The organism is Verrucomicrobiia bacterium (assembly GCA_036405135.1).
Taxonomy (GTDB): Bacteria; Verrucomicrobiota; Verrucomicrobiia; order Limisphaerales; family JAEYXS01; genus JAEYXS01.
The window spans coordinates 39,267-59,304 of the sequence record DASWYF010000022.1; the positions used below are offsets into that span (position 1 = coordinate 39,267).

Genomic DNA, 20,038 nt, shown 5'->3' on the forward strand with positions numbered 1-20,038 from the left:
CTACCACTATAGTGCTACGTCGGCCACACATGAACTGCCGGCTGGAATCCGGCAGCACGTGGCTGCGGGTTTCGTCGGACCGGGCAAAAGGCTTAAACGCTTAAAGGCAAAATTTTCCTGTCCAGTTTAGGGGGAAATGGAACTATAATAGGCCACAACCCGTTTTGGCGTTGGCGATTTGCTTTGGTCGTCGCTGCCTGCGGCTTAATTTTATGCGCGATACGAAAAAGCTGACATTGAAACTGAAGAGCTTGTTCGCCGGTCTGGTGGCCTTGGCGGCGGTCGGGACGGCCCAGGCGGCGGATACAGTGCTGGTGGAGGCGGAGAGCTTCCAAGAGCAGGGCGGCTGGATGCTGGATACCCAGTTCATCGAGATCATGGGTTCGCCTTATCTGCTGGCGCATGGCATGGGGACGCCGGTGAAGGATGCAGTGACGACGGTGAAATTTCCGAGCATGGGCAAGTATCGCGTGCTGGTGCGCACGAAGGATTGGGTGGCGCGCTGGAAGGCGCAGGGCAATCCGGGCAAGTTTCAGGTGCTGATCGATGGCGAAGCGGTGAAGGAAACTTTCGGTACGAAGGGTGAGGACTGGTTCTGGCATGACGGCGGGACGGTCGAGATCAAGAAGCCTGAGGTGCAGGTGTCGCTCCGTGATTTGACCGGCTTTGAAGGACGTTGCGATGCGATCATCTTTACGAAAGATCCGACCTACAATCCGCCGGAGACCAAGGAGACGTTGCCGAAGTGGCGTCGTGAATTGCTCGGGCTCCCGGCGAATCCAGTTGAGTCCGGTCCGTATGATCTGGTGGTGATCGGTGGCGGTTACGGTGGCATGGGTGCGGCTATTTCGGCAGCGCGCATGGGTATCAAAGTGGCGCTGATCCAGAATCGTCCGGTGTTGGGCGGCAATGGCAGCTCGGAGATCCGCGTGTGGGCGATGGGTGGCACGCGTCGGGGCTTGTATCCGAAGCTGGGCGGCATCGTGGAAGAATTCATGGACAAGGCGAAGTCTTCACCCGGTACCTTTGAAGAATTCGGTGATGCGAAGAAAGAGGAACTCGTTCGCGCGGAAAAGAACATCACGTTGTTCCTGAACAACCACGTATTCGCGGTGGAGACGAACGGGAACAAGATCGTGGCGGTACATGGCTTGGACACGCGCACGACGAAGGTGACGCGGTTCGCGGGCAAGCTCTTCGTGGACAGCACGGGTCATGCGATGGTGGGCGCATTGGCCGGGGCGGATAGCACGATCCAGGAGGAAGGCCATCTGGGCATGAGCAACATGTGGCGCTGGGAAGAGGGCAAGGAACCGACGAAGTTCCCAGAGACACCTTGGGCGCTGGACCTGGTGATGGATGATTTCCCGTATCCGAAGAAGGGCCATGCGGAGTGGTTCTGGGAATCGGGCTTCGACAAGCATCCGCTGCATGATCTGGAATACACGCGCGACTGGAATTTCCGCGCGATCTACGGTGCTTTCAACGCGATGAAGAACAAGGACGGCGCGAAAGAGCATCCGAACGCGAAGATGACGTGGGTGGCGTATGTGGGCGGCACGCGTGAATCCCGCCAATTGCTGGGCGATGTGATCCTCACGCGCGAAGATATCACGAGCAAGAAGATGTTCCCAGATGGTTGTGTGCCGACGACGTGGGACATCGATCTGCATTATCCGCGCGAGCAGTATATGAAGAAGTTCCCGCAGGATCCGTTCATCTCGAAGGCGGTGTTCGACAAGGCGGTGGACCGCAATCACGGTTATCCGGTGCCTTACCGCAGCTTCTATTCGCGCAATATCGAGAACTTGTTCATGGCAGGTCGCAATGTGAGTGTGACGCATGAGGCGCTGGGCACGGTGCGCGTGATGAAGACGGGCGGCATGATGGGTGAAGTGGTGGGCAAGGCGGCCTCCATCTGCATCAAGCAGAACTGCCTGCCGCGTGATGTGTATCACTCCTATCTGGAACAATTGAAGGAGTTGATGAACTTGGATCACTTCATGCGTCGTGATACGGTGAACGCTCAGTTCTACAAGAAGGAAGGAACGACGGAGCTGCCTGCACCGCAAGTGTTCGAGACAGGTCTCGATCCAAAGAAGCTGCCGGGCATCGTGGTGGATGACGACAAGGCGGTGAAGAAGGGCAAGTGGACGGCGGGTGAGGGCCTGAAGGGATTCGTGGGCGAGCATTATCTGTATGGCCGTGAAGCGGGTGCATCGGTGCGCTATGAGTTCTCCGTGCCGCAGACGGGCAAGTACGAGGTGCGCGTGGCTTATGGCATGCATGAGAATCGGGCGACGAATGTGCCGGTCACGGTGACGGACTCGGCTGGTTCTCAGACCGTCCGTATCAATCAAAAGCTACAAGCACCGTTGACGAACGGGTTCGTCTCGGTTGGCACCTACACTTTCGATGCCTCGAAGAAGGGCGTGGTGGAGATCGGCACGGACAAGGTGGATGGGAATGTCCATGCGGATGCCATCCAGGTGCTGCCGGCGAAATAGTTTAGTGGGGAATTCAGACCGCCTGTCATGTGTGTTCATGGCAGGCGGTTTTGTTTTTTTGTGTGGTAGAGAGAAGACGGGCACCCCTCACCCCGGCCCTCTCCCCTCCGAGGGTAGAGGGTGGTGGAGCGTTACGGTGCTTTTATTATCCGTTGGTAATTCGGAACCTGTGTCTGGTGATAATGAAATCATCGTAAGTTAAGAACAGTTCGTTTAGAACAGCCATACTTGTGAGCGAGCAAAAGCCAGTTCAGAAATCTGCTTCACGATGGGTGCCCATCGCGATGAAGGTTTATCGTCTGGCGGTTATCTTGCTTATCGCGTGGGTGGTGCGGGATCATCATTACCGGTTGCGCATCCAAGGGGATACGCCGATCACGGCGGATGAGGTCACAAAGTTTTTACCGGAGGCGAAGGAGTTGCGGCCGGATCATTCGGAGTTTCGTGGATTGGAAGTGCTGAATGCAGCGGGAGAGAAGATTGGGTATGTGGTGCGGACGTCGCCGGATGCGGATCATATCACGGGCTATGTGGGGCGGACGGATACGTTGGTAGCCTTGGACAAAGATTTGAAGGTGCTCGGTATCAAAATCCGCAGCAGTGAGGACACGCGGAAGCATGTGGAGGATGTGGCGATCGACCGGCAGTTCATGAAGGTGTGGAACGGAAAGAAATGGGAAGAGGTAGGGGAGATGACACCGAAGGCGTTGCGGATGGAAGGGGTGGCGGGTTCCTCGATGACGAGTCTGGCGATGGCGGAGGGGATCGCGCTGCGGTTTCGGCGGTCAGGGAATGAGACGAGTGAACAACCGGCGTTTCGGGCTTCGACGGGAGATATTGGATTGGCAGTGGTTGTCATTGCGGCGCTGGTGATGACGTTTTCCAATGTGGAGAAACGGAAGTGGGTGCGGCGGGTGTTTCAGGTGATCGTGATTGCGTATGTGGGGTTGATCAGTGGGGATCTGGTGGCACAATCGTTATTGATGGGGTGGGCGAAGTCGGGTCTGCCGTGGCGGATGGCGCCGGGAATCGTGTTGCTGGGCGTAGTCGCGCTGGTGGTGCCGTGGGCCACGCGGAAGCCGGTGTATTGCCTGCATCTGTGTCCGCATGGAGCGGCGCAGGAATTGGTGGGGCGATTGACGCCGAAGAAGTGGCGCGTGTCCGTGCCGGATGATGTGGCAAAGCGATTGCGGTATCTGCCGGGGGTGTTGCTCTTCATGGTGATCGCCATTGTGATGTTGGGATTGCCGATCGATCTGGCGAGTGTGGAGCCGTTTGATGCTTACATCATAGGCGTGGCGGGGATCGCGACGTTGTTGATCGCGCTTGGTGGATTGATCGCGGCGTTTTTTGTGCCGCAGGCGTATTGCAAGTTCGGGTGTCCCACGGGGGCGGTGTTGGAGTTCGTGCGTTCGCGCGGGCTGCAGGATAAGTTCACGGCGCGGGATGCATATGCGGGTGTGTTGCTGGTGGTGGCGGTGGTGATTTATTGGAAGTATTATGCGCTGCAGCAGTGGATATTGGGGCCGATGTGAGAAATGGTATTTGTGATGTGCAGTATGCGAGGTTGAAATATTCTTATGGGTTACTGGTATGAGCTAGGTCCTGCGGGACACAGTCCCGCGCTCCACTGGCGGAGCGCCGGTCTCCGACTCGGCGTGAAGGTGGGCTTGTTGGTTTGCTATGTGTTGGTCGCTTTCGGTTGGCTGTTCGGTTTCAGTCAGGTTCACGCGCAGACGGTTTCAACTCTCGCCGGGTCGGAGACCGGCGCTCCGGCTGCGAGTGTGCATCACGTCACCGGTTCAGCGATGGGGATGACGTGGGCGGTGAAGTGGATTGGGGCGTTGGAGCGCTCGGTGGTGGAGAAGGAGACGAAGGGTTTGCTGGCGGAGATTGAGGGGCAGATGTCCACGTATAGAAATGATTCGGAGATTTCGCGGTTCAATGCTTTTGCGGAGACGAATTGGTTTCCGGTTTCGACGAATCTGGCGCGGGTGGTGGAGGTGAGCTTGGACATCGCGCGGAAGACGGATGGAGCGCTGGACCCGACGGTGTTTCCGCTGGTGCAGGTGTGGGGATTTGGGCCGGAGCGGAGATTAGGTCAATTGCCGACGGTGAAGGCGATCGCGGTGGCGAGGGCGCGGGTGGGGTATACGAATTTGCAAGTGCGGTTGAATCCACCGGCAGTACGGAAGTTGAAAGAGGAGGTGGCGATGGATGTGAGTGCGGTGGCGATGGGGTTTGCGGCGGATCGGGTGGGAGAGAGGTTGAGGCAATTAGGCAGCACGAATCATCTGGTGGATATGGGAGGAGAGTTCGTTGCGCGGGGTGAAGGACCGGAGGGGAAGGGTTGGTCGGTGGGGATTGAAGAGCCGGGGACTGAAGGTAAGAAGATTCAGCGCGTGGTGGTGTTGCGGGATGAGTGTCTGGCGACTTCGGGGGATGATCGGAATTTTCGGACGATCAATGGGAAGCGGTATCATCACATCATCGATCCGCATACGGGCTGGCCGAGTGAGGCGAAGGTGGCATCGGCGACGGTGATCCATACGTCATGCGCGCAGGCGGATGGGTGGGCGACGGCGATGGTGGTGGTGGGACGGGAGAAGGGGGAGGCGTTGGCGGAGGGGAATGGGTTTAGGATGATTTTGTTGGGACGTTAGGGAACGACTTTGCGGAAGGGCGGAAAGTTTGAAGTGGGGTAGCACATTGTTTTTGCCAAAGGAGCAAAATGGCAGTTCTATTGATGGGGATGCCGGAGGTCGGCGTCCAAGAAAGCAGCATGCGCAGGCAAAATCGTACCGTTCGCATCTGGTTGGCCATCGGGTTGATGGCGTTCGCCGGTTTTTCTTCCCATGTTGAGGCGCAGCAACGGGTTGTGCCGCGCAAGGATACTGCGAAAAAGGCACCGGTTAAGGCGACTGCGCCCGCGAAGGCGGAGAGCAAAACGGGTGATAAGAAAACCACGGATTCGCGGGTGGAATCGGGGGCGATGTCGGTGGAGGAGTTGACGGAGCGGGCGAAGAAATCGCTGGTGGTGATCTCGCATTACGGGCGGGATGGGAAGGTGGATGGGGTGGGCTCCGGGTTTGTGATCGATGCGAAGGGGTTGATCGCGACGAGTTTTCATGTGATCGGCGAGGCGCGGCCGATCAAGGTGGCGTTTCCCGATGGCAAACAGCGCACGGTCACGGAGGTGTATGCGTGGGATCGCAAGATGGACTTGGCGATCTTGAAGGTGGAGGCGGAGGGATTGACGCCGTTGCCGCTGGGGGATTCGGATGCGCTGAAGCAGGGGGCGAGTGTGGTGGCGCTGGGGAATCCGCAGGGGCTCGAATACAGCGTGGTGCAAGGGGTGGTGTCGGGTCGGAGGGAATTTGAATATAGCGAGATGATCCAGTTGGCGATTCCGCTGGAGCCGGGGAATAGCGGGGGGCCGTTGCTGGATATGTTCGGCAATGTGCATGGGGTGCTGACACTCAAGCATGCGGTGACGAGGAACTTGGGTTTCGCGATGCCGGTGAATGCGTTGAAGCCGTTGCTGGAGCGGCCGAATCCGGTGCCGCTGGGGCGCTGGCTGACGATCGCGACGGTGAATACAGAGGAGTGGGAGCCGTTCTTTGGTGCGCGTTGGGTGCAGAAGGGCGGGCTGCTTTCCGTGGAGGGAGCGGGGGCGGGATTTGGCGGGCGATCCATCCTGCTCTCGAAGGCGGCGGTGCCGGAGGAGAAATTCGAGGTGGCGGTGAAGGTGAAGATGGATGATGAATCCGGTGCGGCGGGTTTGATCTTCGGCGGGGAGAATGAGAACGAACATTTCGGATTTTATCCCTCGAATGGGCGCTTGCGACTGACGCGGTTCAACGGGCCGAGCGTGTATTCGTGGCAGGTGTTGAGGGATCTGCCCTCGCAATATTATGTGGCGGGTGACTGGAATGAATTGCGCGTGAAGGTGGAGGGGAAGGTCATCAAGTGCTTTGTGAACGGCCAGCCTTTTACTACGGTGCCTTGGGAAGCTCCAGTGACGGGGAAGGTGGGTTTGGCGAAGTTCCGGCAGACGGTGGGAGAGTTCAAACAATTCCAGGTGGGACAGGAGTTGCCTGCGGGGGTGGCCTCGGAGGCGACGTTGGCGAAGGTGGAGGAGCAGTTGAAGGGGATGAAAGCTTCAACTCTGCCGGACAGCAAGCTGGTGGAGGCGTTGCAATTACACGGCGAAGAGGGGCGGAAGATTTTGACGGAGCGCGCGGAGACGGTGAAGAAGGAGGCGGAGCAATTGAAACGCCTGGCCGCCGCGGTGCACGAGCGGAATGTGCAGGAGCAACTCACGAAGCTGTTCGCGGATGGCGAGGCGAAGGCGGATCTTTTCGAGGCGGCGATGCTGGTGGCGAAGCTGGATAATGAAGAGCTGGAGGTGACACCGTATCGCAAGCAACTGGACCGCATGGCGCGGGAGATGCGCGAGCGCCTGACGGAGAAGGCGACGGCGAAGGAACGGATCAAGTTGCTGAATGATTATCTCTTCGCGGAGAATGGGTTTCGCGGGAGCCGGAGTGATTACGAGAACAAGGCGAACAGTTACCTGAGCAATGTGATCGATGATCGGGAGGGGATTCCCATCACGCTCTCGGTGCTGTATCTGGAGCTGGCGAAACGCATCGGGGTGGAGGACATGGTGGGCATCGGGTTGCCGACGCATTTCGTGGTGCAACACCGGCCGAAGGAAGGGCAGGCGCAGTTCATCGATGTGTTCGAGGGCGGGAAGCCGATGAGCCAGCTCGAAGCGGAATTGATCGTGCGCTTCAATGAGCGCGGGCGTTCGCAGGAGGAGGCGTTCGAGCCGATGACGAAACGGCAGATCGTCGTGCGGATGTTGTCGAACTTGCTGAACAGCAGCCTGGATAAAGACACACCGGCGGAATCGGTCCGTTATCTGGACACGATGGTGGCGCTGATGCCGGAAGATGCAGGGATGCGGTTGCGCCGCGCTGGGATGCGCTTGCAGATGGGGGATACGCAGGGGAGCCGGGGAGATTTGCGGTGGTTACTGGACAATGAACCGAAGGGGGTGGACCTGGACAAGGTCGCGGAGTTGTACCGGTCGTTGTGAGGTGAAAAGGTTCACGAGGAGGAGGTTTTCCCTCGTTTCGTGCACGGTCATTTCTTAAGGTGGTTTTATGGCTGAGGGAAAATCGCAAAAATCCGGACCGGAACTGGCACGTCATATCGGGTTGTTTTCCCTCGTGGTGTATGGTGTGGGGGACATGGTGGGGGCGGGCATCTACGGCACGATCGGCGTGGCGGCGGGCATGATGGGCAACGCGGTGTGGCTGGCTTTCGGTGTCTCCATGATCGCGGCGTTGTTGACGGGCCTATGCTATGCCTCACTTGGTTCACGCTATCCCCGTGCCGGTGGAGCGGCCTATGTCACGGAGCGGGCATATGGTTTCAAATTTCTATCCTACGTGGTCGGGCTGGCGGTGACGGCGTCTGGTCTGACCTCCATGGCGGCTGGCAGCAATGTGTTCGCCACGACCTTGGGCGGCATGTTTCCCGCAATACCCGTGAAGGTGATCCTCGTGGCTTTCCTGCTGTTGATCGCCGCCGTCAATTTCATCGGCATCAAAGAATCGATGACGGCGAATCTCGTATGTACGGCAGTGGAGATCGGTGGGTTGTTATTCGTCATCTTCGTGGGTGCGAAGTATTGGGGCAAGGTGAATTACCTGGAGGTGCCGCAAGGGAGCACATTGGGAATGTCCATGCTGCTATCCGGAGCGGTGTTGACGTTCTATGCCTTTGTGGGATTTGAGGACATGCTGAATGTGGGGGAAGAGGTAAAAGACCCGCAGAAGACACTGCCCAAGGGCATCATTATCGCCGTGCTGGTGGCGACGGTAGTTTATATGTTGGTGAGCATCACCGCCGTATCTGTGGTGGAGGCCAAGAATCTGGGAGATTCCAAGCTGGGAGCACCGCTGGCGCAAATAGTGGAAAAAGCGGCCCCTTGGATGCCCAAGGAAGTTTATACCTTTATCACGCTCTTCGCGGTGGCGAACACGGCATTGCTGAACTGTGTGATGGGGTCACGCTTGCTCTACGGTATGGCACGGCAGGGTCTGTTGCCGGAGCGGTTGGGAGCAGTTCACCCGCGTTTTCGCACACCACACATCGCCACTTTGGCTCTGACTGTGATTGTGGTCGTGCTAGCCCTTTCGGCGAATATTAGCCAGTTGGCCTCGGCCACCAGCCTGTTGTTGTTGACGTGCTTTTGCTTGGTGAACGGGGCGTTGTTTATACTTCAGAGCCGTCCCGATGAACCCAAGGGCAGTATGGAAATACCCAGGATTGTGCCGGTCTTGGGTGTCATCGTCTGCCTCTGTCTCATATTTGCCAGATTGACTGCGGCTGGAGCGGATAAAAAAGCTCCCCTCATCGCCGGCTTCATCATCGCAGTAATCGCGGCTTTGTATTTTGTGTTGCGTCCCAAAGTGGTGGGAAACGCGGTTATTGAGGAGAAATAAACCAGAAACCCCTGTGTTCGAAGGGGATTCAACGGATTTGCGATGCTTCATTGTCTTCCTGCCTGTGCAACAAATTTTGCATGTATAGAAATAGGGCTGAAATAACTTACGGTAGGGCTTTATGCACTGGTGATATTGGTACGTAAGGTGCTATTGAAAACGTTAATGGGATGCCATGCAGCCCCTTTTGTCAATGGGATGAAAGGGTGAAAAGGTCGAAAGTGGTGCCCCGGTTAGGACTTGAACCTAAAACCAATTGATTAAGAGTCAACTGCTCTACCATTGAGCTACCGAGGCCCCAAATGGGACCGGCAGGATATTGAAGTAAGCGATGTTGTCAATAGTTTGAAATGGAAAAATTTGCTGACAGTGAGAAATATTTTCAAACTAACTTAAACTGAGGTTCCGAAAACAGAAACCCTTGCGATAGAATGAACTGCGGGATTTTGCTGGCGTTTTAATAGGGCCATAATACCCTTGACGTAGGGTGTAAAGAATCTAGCGTGAAATCTAAATGGCTCTAAATTAGCTGATTTTCAACATGAATCTCACGAAATATTGGTCAGGTGGCAAAGCTAAGAGGCGCAGGGCATTTACCCTGCCTGAAGTGGTTATCTCTGTGGCTATTTCCGCCATCGCCATCGGAGGCATCATTTACGGATACATCATTTCTGCCAGGAGGGCGGAGTGGTCTGGTTATTCTTTGGCGGCCCATGCGGCTGCGCTTCAGGTTTTGGAGCGAACCAAGGCGGCCAAGTGGGATCCGAGCCGTGATCCGGTGGTCGATATGCTGACAACGGCCAATTTTCCAGAAGAACGTGTCTTGATGGATATCCCGATCACAGGAACCAACATGGTGTACGGTATCAATAAGATCAATATCTACACCATCAGCACCAGTCCCCACATCAAAATGATCCGAGTGGACTGCGAGTGGCCGTTCATGAACGGTCGCATCTACACCAACACTGTGGTGACCTACCGCTCGCCTGGAGTTTGATATGAAAATAAACATTTCCAGCTCCCAACGGCTCAGTCGGACCAGGCTGGCGTTCACGATGACTGAGCTGATGGTCGCGATGGCCCTGTTTGTCATCGTTTCAGGCGGCATCATCTATTCCCATATCAACGGCCTGCGTTTTTATGAGATTACGCGGGCCAAACTTGGGGCAAGCGAGTCGGCGCGTATCAGTTTGGGATTGCTCATCTCGGAAGTCCGTGCGGCGCAAAAGATACAAGTGGGCACTGGCTCCAGCAGCAGTTTCACCCAGGCTACCGCAGGCAGCGCCCAGCGAGGCAACGCCATCCAAATCTACCGCCCGGACTGGCATGCGACAACGAATTCCAATTCGTGGGTGCGCTACTACCGTGACAGCACCACCTCTGCACTATATCGCAAGCCCGGACCTGCTGCGGGGCTTCAACTCATCGCAGAATACCTCACGAACCAGATAGTCTTTGCATCCACCGATTTTACCGGCACCAATGTGCTGACCGAGAACGATAACAGTGCCGTGATCGATGTGAAGTTCCAGTTCTATCAACTGCGGTATCCGCAAGTCAGAATCGGTACAAACCAGTTTTTCGAGTTTTTCCAGATCTCCGCGCGTGTCGCGCGGCGCTCCGTCTATTAAAGGTGTTGTATGAAGCTACTTCTAAGATTCGCACGTAAAAACCGGGGCTTTGCCCTGTTGTTGGTGCTGGTATTTATCAGCATCGGCCTGCTGTTGATGACTGCCTCGCTGAGTTATACCTCCAACTCCGCCCAGTTGAACGAGCGAAACAACCAGTACAATTCCACCATGCTGGCAGCCGAGGCGGCCACTGAGAAAGTGGTCGGCAACATGATCATGGACTTTAAGACGTACGGCCAGCCGGGCATCGCCAACAACATGAACAATTACCGGGCGATGGTGCCGACCTATGCGGAGAACACATATTGGTCTTCATTCCAGTTTTCAGATGCGCAGGGCAATACGAACAAGACTTACGTTGGTGAGAATGGGTCGTCTTATTTTTCGAGCGATCTAGGGTCCAGTTTTTCAGGTCTGGGCGGCACGCGCATCCCTTACAAGATTGTCTCCAATGCTCGCATGGTGAACGGCCGTTTCACCATGACCAATGCGGTGCAGCAAGAAGTGGCTTTCACTACCATCCCGATTTTCCAGTACGCCATTTTCTACAATGATCTGCTTGAATTCGTGAAAGCCGCCACCATGAACATCCGTGGGCGCGTTCACAGTAACGGTTCCATCTATGTTGGCGGATCTTCGCCGGTGACATTTTTTGAAGATGTCACTGCTGTAGGTGTGATCATCAAGCCGGGATTGTGGAATGGTGTTGATACGGTCAATTCATCTGGTGTCATCACATTCAACCAGGAAAAGACGACAAACGGTGTTCCGATGTCTCTGCCCATCGGCACGAACAACTCCTCTGCTGCCGTGCATAAGGTGATCGAGCGTCCGGACAGCGGTGAGGCTCCGAACTCGGCGATGGGCAAGGAGCGTTATTACAATAAATCGGAGATTTTGCTCTTGGTGAGCAATAACGTGGTTTCCATGAGCGTGAAGACCCCGTTCTCGACCACCTCAAACGCCATTCCCACAAACCATGTTTTGACGTTCGTGACGACCAACAAGTCAATGTATGACCAGCGTCAGGACCGCACCCAGCTTATCACGGAAATCGATGTTGCGAAGTTCAAGACGTTCATAGCCACGAACACAGTGATCGCCAGTACATTGGGATCTACAGTTCCTTCCTTGCTTTACGTTGATGACAGTCGTGGCGGTTACTCTACGAACTACACGACGAACATTTATAACACAAACACCACCTCCACTTCGTGGCCTGGTCCTATAGTGGCGCCCAAACTTACCATCACTACAAACCTGGGTTCTACACAGCCGAACAGCGGTGGCGTGAGACTTTCTGATATCCCCGGCAATGCTGCGACGAATTGGCTGTACTCTGGCACCGCAGGCCAAAGTAGTGCCCGTTACAGGTATAAACTTGTCAGTAATTACACTCTCACCACGAGAATCACGAATGTAGTCACTACAGTAAATGATGGAGGTATGGGTGCCGTGCGGCTCACCAACGGCATTTCCTTGCCTTCAAATGGCCTGACCGTCTCCACTCCCAACGGTTTGTACGTGGCGGGCAGCTACAACTGCCCCACTGCGGCGCACTTGGGCACAACCAATACCTCGGATGTTAAGCCTGCCTCGCTCGTCTGTGATGCGTTGACCATTCTTTCTTCGAATTGGAAGGACAGTCAGGGTTCTGCAAGCTACACAGACCGTGATGCTTCGGATACTACTGTGAATGCTGCCATATTGACGGGTAATGTAAAAGCGGGCGGCACAAACGGCGATGATCCTCCGAGTGGTGGTGCACACAACCTGCCCCGATTCCTTGAGGATTGGTCGAACAGGACATGCACCATCAACGGTTCCTTGGTCTGCCTGTTTGAGAGTCAGCAAGCCAATGGGCAGTTCGTCACTACGGGCCAGACGGATACTTATTATAATCCTCCGACCCGTAACTGGTCGTTCGACAAGAACTTTCTGAATCCAAACAAATTGCCGCCGGGAACACCTGCAGTGCGGGTGCTGGAACGTTTGAAATGGACGACACCACCGCCCAATTCGACCACATATGCTGGTTACTGAGATCTAATCTATGAGACCATTCATCCTCGCCGCCGTGGTGGCCGTTTTCTTGAACTCAGAGACTGGCTTTGCCCAAGAAACCACAGCCCAAAAAACACAATTGGCTCAAGCTGATGCGAATCCTGGCGGGACAAATTCATCACCCGCACTAAAACTCAAGGCGACCAAGATTTACAACGGCAGCCAGCTCTATTCGACGCTTGTCAGTGTCAGTAATGGCAGGAGCATCATCGGCCTGACCGTTCCGGCACGGTTTCAGTTTTCAGCTTCTGAAAGTGGTCGTGAAATCACAGCTTATCTTGATTCTAGCCGCCAGGGATGGGTCAGAGCCGAGTTCAAGGATGTCAAACAGGTGGACTTCACCCATGAAGGTGTTCTGCCCTTGATTTCAGATGACCTCGGCAAAGGTGTGCCGGTTTTCTCTACTGTCTTTGCCGATGGCAGAAAGTATTTGGTTTATACAGTTCAATCAGGGGCCGACAGCAATACACGCCACTCTCAAATTCAGGTTGTCCAGAGCGATTCAGGAATCATCATCTTGGGTGCTACTGCTTACGGATCTCAAAAAGATTTTGCCTTCTATGCGTTGAAACAGATCGCTTCCTCGCTGCAGTTTGCGAAATATGAGAAAGACTTGAAACGTCAGGGACCAGCCAATCAGGATTGAAAACGGCTTTGTTTCAGGTCTGCGATCAACGCAGCGGCCCGACAGGGGGCGCCGCCCTCCCCAAAAGTTTCCAAGATCGGCTGCAACTGGGTGACAATACTTTGTCTGAGTTCATGACTTTTCAACCAGTGCAGTGATGCCTGCGTGAGGTTCTCTACGGTAGCTGCCTGCTGGATGAACTCTGGAAAAATGCCCCTCCCGGCGATGAGGTTTACCAGTGCGATATATTCCACCGTCACGATCTGTTTCCCGATCCAGTATTCGGGAGTGGACAGTTTGTATAGGACTACGGTCGGTACTTCCATGTAGGCGCACTCTGTGGTGACCGTGCCGGAAGAGGCGATCGCCATGGTGGCTTCGCACAAAGCTTCAGACAATCCCCCGATTTGCACCTTGATGGAGGAATCGGTGATCATCGGTCGCGCCAGTTCCACCAAGTTTTCGTTGGGCAGGATGATCCGGAATTCGGCGGGCACTTGCGTGCGTATCTGTGCCGCAGCAGCGAGCATCACTTCGAGATGTCGTGAGACTTCCTTGCGCCGGCTGCCAGGCAAAAGCAGCACCACGGGTTTCTCTGTCTTTGGTCCCATGACCCGCCGTTTCTCACGAAATGCCTTGAGCCGGTCCACCACAGGATGCCCGACATATTCCACCTGAAGTTTCGGGGTCTTCTTGGCGTACCACTCTTTTTCAAACGGCACGATGCTCAGCAACAGATCGAGATCTTCTTCCAGTTGATAAGCACGTCCGGGGCGTGAAGCCCAGACTTGCGGAGAGACGAACTGGACGAACTTCGGCCGCCAATTGGTGAACGGGCCTTGTTGGGCGCGGGCGCGTTCTTTCAAGGCATGAGCCAGCCGACGGTTAAAACCGGAGTAATCCACGCCGATGAAAACATCCGGCAGCCGGTCTTCCGCCAGTTTTACGAGCTGGTTGAAGAGCCGCTGAAATTCGAGATATTTTTTGAAAACGTCGAAGAATCCGAACACCGCGTGCTTGGTCAGATCAAAGGACAGTTCCACACCCGCTTCCGCCATTTTATTTCCACCCGCGCCAAAGAATGTGGGCGGAAAAGGTTCGCGGCTGAACTGAGGTTGCTGGCGGATGGCACGGACAAGTTCTGCCGCCAGCGTGTCGCCGCTGGTTTCTCCAGCCACCACCATGAAACGCTTGCTCATGAGCCCGCAGGAATCTTCGCGCCTTGGCGCGTGATCTGTTCGGTGATCTCCAAGGCGAGGTCGAGAGCCTGTTTGGCGGATTCACCGCTGACACGCGGCTGCTGGCGTTCGCGAACGCAAGATACGAAATGCTGCAGTTCCAGTTTGAGCGGTTCGTCTTTCACGATCGGCACCGGTTCACGCACGATCTTCTTGCCAGCGAACTCGCTCACGATCGTGGAGTCATTCGCGCTCAGCAATTTCTTGAGCAAAGATGACTCCTGTTCATCAGAACGGGCCAATCGATAGAGGAAGCCTTGTTGCGCGCGGTAATCCAGCGAGATGTAGCTGCTGCTCGTCGTGCCGCCGCTGAACACGCGGATCTTGCGCATGCGCTCCGGGCTGATACGGCTGGCGGTGAGATTCGCCACGCAACCATTTTCGAAGCGTAGGCGAACATTCGCGATGTCTTCCGTGGTACTTAGCACGGGAATACCTACGGCATCCACACTCACGACGCGCGAATTGACGAACGCCAGAACCACATCGAGATCATGGATCATCAGATCCAATACCACACCGATATCGATGCTGCGGGCAGGGTAGGGGGAGAGCCGGTGTGCTTCGATGAACTTGGGTTGCGTGGCGGCTTTTTGCAGATAATCGAAAACCGGATTGAACCGCTCTACATGACCCACCTGGAGGATCAGTTTATTTTGCTGGGACAAATGTACCAGTTCAGCGGCCTGATCGGCGCGCTCGGTCATCGGTTTTTCCACCAGCACATGTTTGCCTTGGGAGAGCAAATCCTTGGCGATGGCATGGTGGGTGATGGTGGGGGTCACTACGCTAAAGGCGTCGGCGGCTTCAGCGAGACCCTGGATGGTCGGGAAGATTTTGACACCCAGCTTGTCGGCCACACGTTGGGCATTATCGGCAAAAGAGTCGTAGATGCCTACGAACTCGCATTGCCCCGCCGTTGCCAGCTCGGCATAGAGGCGCGCATGCTCTTTGCCCAGCGAGCCGGTTCCGATGACGCCGACCCGCACACGTTGATTTGACTTGCCCGATTCCATGTGGCAGCAGTCTGCCTGTGAGGTGGCACCCTGACACGCCAAAAATTTGAGCCTTGTCCGGTCCGTTGAACTGCCTACATTTCGCGCGTGGAAACAATGGTCTATCTGGTGACCGCTATCGTCGCGTACTTTTTGGGATCTATCCCCACGGGGTATCTTGTGGCGAAGGCCAAAGGCATCGATATCCGCTCTGTAGGCAGCGGTAATATCGGGGCCACGAATGTTTTTCGCATCTTGGGCAAGGGGCCGGGCATCTTCGTTCTTTCCGTGGATGCGCTGAAAGGCTTCTTGGCGGTGGGGTTAGTGGCAAATCTGGTGTGGCAATTCTTGGGCGATCAAGCGGCAGGTGGAAACGATATCCGCCATCATCTGAAAATCGTGGCCGGTATCTGCGCCGTCTTGGGGCATAACTACACCTGCTGGCTGAAGTTCAAAGGTGGAAAAGGGATCGCAACTTCGGCGGGCGTGTTGATTGGTTTGGTGCCATATGCGTTCCTCGTGGCGTTGGCCACATGGCTCATCGTTTTCTTTGCGAGCAAGTATGTTTCTCTGGCTTCGATCTTGGCGGCGGTTGTGCTGCCGTTTGCCACATGGCAATTACATGGACGGACTTCTTTGATCGTCATCACCACCGTGATGTCCGTGCTTGCCATCTATAAGCATCGCGCCAATATCCAGCGCTTGCGCGCCGGGACGGAAAATCGTATCGGTGGCAACAAGACCAAACCTCCGGCATGAAGATCACTGTTCTTGGAGCGGGTGCGTGGGGCACCGCCTTGGCCCGCCTGTTACATCAGGCGGAAGGTGCGGACGTGACCCTGTGGGGCCACAATCCCCAGCACTTGCAAGACCTCAAGACCACGCGCATCAATACGCGCTATCTGCCGGGCGTGAAATTGCCCACGGGTCTTAAGCTGGAAACCGATCTCGCTAAAGCGGTCAAAGGCAGCGAATGCCTCGTGGTCGCATTGCCATCCAAGGCATTTCGTACGGTGACGAAACGCTTGGCCGATTATTCCGGTCTGGTGGTCAGCGTCACCAAGGGCATCGAGTATGATACTGGTCTGACGATGTGCGGCATCTTGGAGCAGACGATGCCCAAAGGCGTGCATGTGACGCTTTCCGGTCCGTCCATCGCGCATGAAGTGGCGCGTAATATTCCATCAGCGGTAGTCGTCGCCAGCCCGGATAAGAAGGCTGCCAAAAAGGTGCAGCAGCTTTTCCATCGTCCTTACTTCCGCGTTTACAGCAGCAACGATATGCTCGGTGTGGAACTCGGCGGTGCGTTGAAGAATGTCATCGCGATCGCAGCGGGTGTGTGCGATGGCTTGGGCTTTGGTGATAACTCCAAGGCCGCGCTCATCACTCGCTCCATTGTGGAAATCAGCCGATTGGGTGTGGCCTGTGGTGCTCAAGCGGAGACATTCGCGGGTTTGAGCGGTTTGGGAGATTTGACGGTGACGTGCTTCTCGAAGCACAGCCGTAATCGCACTTTCGGTGAACGTCTGGGCAAAGGTGAAGAGATCTCCCAAATCCTCTTCACTGGTGTGCATGTGGCTGAAGGTTATCCCACGGCCTGTTCAGCGCATCAGCTTGCGCAGAAGAAGGGGATCGAGGCACCGCTCATCAATGAGATCTACGCCATGCTCTACGAGGGCAAGAACCCGGGTAAAGCCGTGGAAGACTTGCTCTCGCGTGATTACAAGGCGGAGGATTAAGCCGCTTAGTGTTCCGGCTCGATCTTGTATTTCAGGCGTGCGCCTTGTTTACGGGCGGCATTGAGGATGCCTGAGATCACCGCAGAATTCGCGTCCATCTTCACCACATAGACGAGATCGTTGATCTGATTGGTGGCTTGTGTGCGGAAGAGCTGTGGCAACGCGCGGTCCCGGGCGAGATCTTCCAGCGCGCGACCGATCTGCAACATGAGCGCAAACGATTGGGCTCCTGAGACGGTAGGATTCGCCTCCAACTCCTGACGAAGCTTGCTGACGCGTGCGCCGATAGCTTTGGAAATTTTCACTGCCAGATCGCTATCGCTGGGGGAAGTCTGCTTTTCCAGTTCCGCCAAATCCTGGCGCACATTCGCGATGAGATCATGCACCATGCCACGGATGACCACGCTGCGTTCACCGGGGCGATAGGGATTCGTGGTGATCTGGCCAGGTTGGATTGTTTTGCTGTAAGTATTCTCACGCCACGAGGTGTGCGAGACCACCATGAAATCATTCGCCTGATCATTCTCCGCCAACATCTGCACGATCTCGGGAATGGAACGGGCGCATTCAACGGCCATCATCTGCCGTTTCAATTCCAGCAGGCTTTCCAAAGTCGGTGATCCCGGGCGGAACGAGCCAAGCTGCTTTTTATCAATGCCCAAGCGCTTCAGCACCGCCATGGCGCTGCGCACCCAGATGCGGTTCGCTTCAATGGCTTCCTTGCCCAGATATTGCATCCACTTCTTGATACGCTCGGGTGTTTCATGCTTGAGCGATTCAAGGTAGCGGAAATTGATATACTCCGGGATGTCCGAGTGGTTATCGCGATGCAGTTCCAGATCGGAGATCAATTCATCGATGTTGTATTCCGGCAGACGTCGGGCCTTCTTCATGATCCACGCCGGGACCAAGCCGAGATGCCCTTGCAGCTTTTCCATGCCCGGAAGCAGATAGCCGCCATCCAAGGGAGTCATGAGGGGACCGCGCACCGGCCAGGGCAGGCGATGATTCCATTGCACACTGGCCCACTGGTTCTGCGCGGCATAAGCCACCTCATCATCCAAGAGGCCATCCAATGGATCGTAAGCGAGGACTTCGCGCAGTGCATTGCGCTCTTCTTCGGTAAGCTCCTTGAAGCGTTTCGGCTGGACTACGAATTCATTCCACAAAGCCTGCTTCAGAAAGTAAGAGTGGCTGCCCCATAGTCCCCCGAGCGTCGGCTCGCTGTGATTGTGCAACAGCTCCTGTAGTGGTATGAACGGAGCGATGATGCCGCTCAAGATTTGCGCAGTGGTCTTGATGGAGTTGCTTTCATCCACATACGAGTAAACGGTGCTGTAGATGGCCGCGCCGCTGGAATTGCGCACATCATCCACGATGCCGCTGTAAACGACGCGATTGAAAGCTTCTGCTGGAAGGTCGATGCCCGCCTTTTCCCTCAACGCCCGGCGCGCCGTTTCTGCAGATGTCTCGCGGCCTTCGGGCAATTGCCGGTAAACACCCGCGTCATTGATCTCGTACAACTGTCCCTCACCATTCTGAGCGCGAATGCCGCCGGGTAACGCAAAGTAACCGGAAGCACGTTGGGTCAGGAGAACTTCGATGCCCTTTTCACCGCGACGCAGCACAACGGTGTCCGCTGCTTCTGTGAAGATTTCGCCGAGCTCATCGCCTTGGCCTTCCACGGGAATCTCCGGGTAACCGGGGAATACTTGGGCGAAGTCAGGGTGACCGTGGCGATTGGGCGGCAGCATCCGTCCGGTCGGGTCCATGAACCATTGGATATCGGAAAAACGCAGATCAGAGGCAAGGGAGTGATACCACGGCTTGTTTGGAGCCTTGAGATGTATACGGGTGCGGTGATCGTCCCGGGAATCTTTCAGCGCAGCGAAGTCGATGCTTGCGCGACCGAGTTTATGCCAGAAAACGTCACCACTGTTTTCAAAGCTGGGAAGCGGCTTTGGCTTCAATCCCGCAAAGCCCGACGGAATGGTTTCCTGCTGGTTCATGGCGATACCCCGTGACCTCGAAAGGCTACGGGGTAAGCCAATTTATGTAAAGAATTGTCCCGGAAAAACTGGTGACGTTTTGAAGGTCAAAACGGTCACAGCTCTGCCTTCATCAGACCTAGCAGATCGGAATATTCATCCACTGCGCGGAACTGCGGGAACTGCTTCTTGATAGCCTCGGGTGAGTGGAAGAGGAAGCCCACATGCGCCTCACCTAGCATCGTCGTATCATTGAAAGAGTCCCCGGCGGCGATGATCTTGTAATTTAGGATCTTCAGCGCAGCTACAGCCTTCTGCTTCTGGTTATCCTGACGCAGCTTGTAGTTCACGATGCGATCTTCCTTCACCTCGAGCTTGTGGCAAAGGATGGTGGGCCAACCGAGCTGGCGCATGAGCGGTTGGGCGAACTCTTCGAAGGTGTCCGAAAGGATGATCACTTGCGTCAAGGAACGCAGTTCATCGAGGAATTCCTTGCCGCCAGCCAAGGGGCTGAGTGTGCCGATGACTTCTTGGATGTCGGAGAGTTTCAGGCCATGGCGGTCGAGAATCTCCAGACGACCGCGCATGAGCTTGTCATAATCCGGCTCATCACGCGTGGTGCGGCGCAGTTCGGGAATCTTCGTCTTTTCGGCGACGGCGATCCAAATCTCAGGCACCAAAACGCCTTCCAAATCCAAGGTGACAATCGTCTGTTGTTTCACGGCGCGGG

At 55.6% G+C, this 20,038-nt stretch carries 15 protein-coding genes and 1 tRNA gene; 11 read left to right on the top strand and 5 right to left on the bottom strand.

The window, feature by feature from the left end:
* The first annotated feature begins 212 nt into the window (after nucleotides 1-212).
* The 5 genes from VGH19_10660 to VGH19_10680 all read left to right on the top strand — a co-directional run bounded on the left by VGH19_10660 (nucleotide 213) and on the right by VGH19_10680 (nucleotide 9,025).
* Nucleotides 213-2,507 carry an FAD-dependent oxidoreductase gene (locus VGH19_10660; protein ID HEY1171822.1) on the top strand — a complete coding sequence of 765 codons (2,295 nt, stop codon included), beginning with the start codon at nucleotides 213-215 and terminating at the stop codon, nucleotides 2,505-2,507.
* A gap of 230 nt (nucleotides 2,508-2,737) precedes the next feature.
* The gene (locus VGH19_10665) at nucleotides 2,738-4,042 is read left to right on the top strand and encodes a 4Fe-4S binding protein (protein ID HEY1171823.1); all 1,305 of its coding nucleotides are present in this window, start codon (nucleotides 2,738-2,740) and stop codon (nucleotides 4,040-4,042) included.
* 45 nt (nucleotides 4,043-4,087) lie between these two features.
* Nucleotides 4,088-5,170, top strand: a complete 1,083-nt coding sequence (locus tag VGH19_10670) for an FAD:protein FMN transferase (protein HEY1171824.1) — start codon at nucleotides 4,088-4,090, stop codon at nucleotides 5,168-5,170.
* A gap of 68 nt (nucleotides 5,171-5,238) precedes the next feature.
* Nucleotides 5,239-7,611: a transglutaminase family protein gene (locus VGH19_10675; GenBank protein ID HEY1171825.1), complete on the top strand. Its 2,373-nt coding sequence runs from the start codon at nucleotides 5,239-5,241 to the stop codon at nucleotides 7,609-7,611.
* 67 nt (nucleotides 7,612-7,678) lie between these two features.
* Nucleotides 7,679-9,025, top strand: coding sequence for an amino acid permease (locus VGH19_10680; GenBank protein ID HEY1171826.1), 1,347 nt, complete (start codon nucleotides 7,679-7,681; stop codon nucleotides 9,023-9,025).
* Between the two features lie 222 nt (nucleotides 9,026-9,247).
* Here the strand turns inward: VGH19_10680 and VGH19_10685 are convergent.
* Nucleotides 9,248-9,322 (bottom strand) — tRNA-Lys (locus VGH19_10685).
* Between the two features lie 244 nt (nucleotides 9,323-9,566).
* On the opposite strand from VGH19_10685, the gene VGH19_10690 reads away from it, so the two are divergent.
* Genes VGH19_10690 through VGH19_10705 form a run of 4 tightly spaced genes read left to right on the top strand, consistent with a single transcriptional unit; the run spans nucleotide 9,567 to nucleotide 13,369 of the window.
* A complete protein-coding gene (locus VGH19_10690; GenBank protein HEY1171827.1) occupies nucleotides 9,567-10,025 on the top strand; it encodes a prepilin-type N-terminal cleavage/methylation domain-containing protein in 459 nt (152 codons plus the stop codon).
* Nucleotide 10,026: 1 nt separating this feature from the next.
* Nucleotides 10,027-10,659 (top strand): prepilin-type N-terminal cleavage/methylation domain-containing protein, encoded by a 633-nt coding sequence (locus VGH19_10695; GenBank protein ID HEY1171828.1) that lies wholly within the window; start codon nucleotides 10,027-10,029, stop codon nucleotides 10,657-10,659.
* Nucleotides 10,660-10,668: 9 nt separating this feature from the next.
* The gene (locus tag VGH19_10700; GenBank protein HEY1171829.1) at nucleotides 10,669-12,702 is read left to right on the top strand and encodes a hypothetical protein; all 2,034 of its coding nucleotides are present in this window, start codon (nucleotides 10,669-10,671) and stop codon (nucleotides 12,700-12,702) included.
* A 10-nt stretch (nucleotides 12,703-12,712) separates the two neighbouring features.
* A complete protein-coding gene (locus tag VGH19_10705; GenBank protein ID HEY1171830.1) occupies nucleotides 12,713-13,369 on the top strand; it encodes a hypothetical protein in 657 nt (218 codons plus the stop codon).
* Here the strand turns inward: VGH19_10705 and lpxB are convergent.
* Nucleotides 13,360-14,547, bottom strand: coding sequence for a lipid-A-disaccharide synthase (gene lpxB / locus VGH19_10710; GenBank protein HEY1171831.1), 1,188 nt, complete (start codon nucleotides 14,545-14,547; stop codon nucleotides 13,360-13,362). The genes VGH19_10705 and lpxB overlap by 10 nt on opposite strands.
* The gene (locus tag VGH19_10715) at nucleotides 14,544-15,602 is read right to left on the bottom strand and encodes a Gfo/Idh/MocA family oxidoreductase (GenBank protein ID HEY1171832.1); all 1,059 of its coding nucleotides are present in this window, start codon (nucleotides 15,600-15,602) and stop codon (nucleotides 14,544-14,546) included. Before VGH19_10715 ends, lpxB begins: the two co-directional genes overlap by 4 nt.
* A gap of 96 nt (nucleotides 15,603-15,698) precedes the next feature.
* Here VGH19_10715 and plsY point away from each other — a divergent pair, with 96 nt between their 5' ends.
* Nucleotides 15,699-16,340 carry a glycerol-3-phosphate 1-O-acyltransferase PlsY gene (plsY, locus tag VGH19_10720; protein ID HEY1171833.1) on the top strand — a complete coding sequence of 214 codons (642 nt, stop codon included), beginning with the start codon at nucleotides 15,699-15,701 and terminating at the stop codon, nucleotides 16,338-16,340.
* Nucleotides 16,337-17,320, top strand: a complete 984-nt coding sequence (locus VGH19_10725; protein HEY1171834.1) for an NAD(P)H-dependent glycerol-3-phosphate dehydrogenase — start codon at nucleotides 16,337-16,339, stop codon at nucleotides 17,318-17,320. Before plsY ends, VGH19_10725 begins: the two co-directional genes overlap by 4 nt.
* A 5-nt stretch (nucleotides 17,321-17,325) precedes the next feature.
* Here VGH19_10725 and VGH19_10730 read toward each other — a convergent pair whose 3' ends face one another.
* Together VGH19_10730 and thrH are read right to left on the bottom strand one after the other, a co-directional pair.
* Nucleotides 17,326-19,329, bottom strand: a complete 2,004-nt coding sequence (locus VGH19_10730) for a hypothetical protein (protein HEY1171835.1) — start codon at nucleotides 19,327-19,329, stop codon at nucleotides 17,326-17,328.
* A gap of 95 nt (nucleotides 19,330-19,424) precedes the next feature.
* Nucleotides 19,425-20,030 carry a bifunctional phosphoserine phosphatase/homoserine phosphotransferase ThrH gene (thrH, locus tag VGH19_10735; protein HEY1171836.1) on the bottom strand — a complete coding sequence of 202 codons (606 nt, stop codon included), beginning with the start codon at nucleotides 20,028-20,030 and terminating at the stop codon, nucleotides 19,425-19,427.
* Nucleotides 20,031-20,038: the final 8 nt, after the last annotated feature.

Excerpts from the sequence above, each read along its gene's own strand:
- VGH19_10695 (HEY1171828.1), top strand. The coding sequence starts at position 10,027 with ATGAAAATAAACATTTCCAGCTCCCAACGGCTCAGTCGGACCAGGCTG.
- VGH19_10690 (HEY1171827.1), top strand. The coding sequence starts at position 9,567 with ATGAATCTCACGAAATATTGGTCAGGTGGCAAAGCTAAGAGGCGCAGG.
- VGH19_10705 (HEY1171830.1), top strand. The coding sequence starts at position 12,713 with ATGAGACCATTCATCCTCGCCGCCGTGGTGGCCGTTTTCTTGAACTCA.
- VGH19_10670 (HEY1171824.1), top strand. The coding sequence starts at position 4,088 with ATGGGTTACTGGTATGAGCTAGGTCCTGCGGGACACAGTCCCGCGCTC.
- VGH19_10660 (HEY1171822.1), top strand. The coding sequence starts at position 213 with ATGCGCGATACGAAAAAGCTGACATTGAAACTGAAGAGCTTGTTCGCC.
- VGH19_10730 (HEY1171835.1), bottom strand. The coding sequence starts at position 19,329 with ATGAACCAGCAGGAAACCATTCCGTCGGGCTTTGCGGGATTGAAGCCA.
- VGH19_10700 (HEY1171829.1), top strand. The coding sequence starts at position 10,669 with ATGAAGCTACTTCTAAGATTCGCACGTAAAAACCGGGGCTTTGCCCTG.
- VGH19_10725 (HEY1171834.1), top strand. The coding sequence starts at position 16,337 with ATGAAGATCACTGTTCTTGGAGCGGGTGCGTGGGGCACCGCCTTGGCC.
- lpxB (HEY1171831.1), bottom strand. The coding sequence starts at position 14,547 with ATGAGCAAGCGTTTCATGGTGGTGGCTGGAGAAACCAGCGGCGACACG.
- plsY (HEY1171833.1), top strand. The coding sequence starts at position 15,699 with ATGGTCTATCTGGTGACCGCTATCGTCGCGTACTTTTTGGGATCTATC.
- VGH19_10715 (HEY1171832.1), bottom strand. The coding sequence starts at position 15,602 with ATGGAATCGGGCAAGTCAAATCAACGTGTGCGGGTCGGCGTCATCGGA.
- VGH19_10675 (HEY1171825.1), top strand. The coding sequence starts at position 5,239 with ATGGCAGTTCTATTGATGGGGATGCCGGAGGTCGGCGTCCAAGAAAGC.
- VGH19_10680 (HEY1171826.1), top strand. The coding sequence starts at position 7,679 with ATGGCTGAGGGAAAATCGCAAAAATCCGGACCGGAACTGGCACGTCAT.